Annotated in this window: 1 protein-coding gene; it reads right to left on the bottom strand. The window is 61.7% G+C overall.

Annotated features, from left to right (window positions below):
* A partial coding sequence (locus tag NZU74_20395) for an NAD-dependent epimerase (protein ID MCS6883689.1) occupies positions 1–230 on the bottom strand: 230 nt, incomplete at both ends.

Raw genomic sequence — 230 nt, 5'->3', positions numbered from 1 at the left:
GCGCATCGAGTCCAGATGGCTGACTTGCCCGGCCAGGTTGAAGAGGAAGGCCTGACCACGTACCAGGTAGTTCATGCTGTACTCGTCGCGCACGTCGGCAATGTTGACGCGCACGCGGTCTTCATAACCGTGAATATTGAACAGCTTGCCGCCGTATTCAGGGATGAGCGAATCGACGACGGTGACACGCGCCCCCAGGTCGGCCAGGCGCCGCGCCAGGTTGCTGCCGA

The organism is Chloroflexaceae bacterium, from assembly GCA_025057155.1.
Taxonomy (GTDB): domain Bacteria; phylum Chloroflexota; class Chloroflexia; order Chloroflexales; family Chloroflexaceae; genus JACAEO01.
The sequence above is the reverse complement of the archived record's forward strand: the minus strand, read 5'-3'. Positions and strand labels throughout refer to the sequence as shown.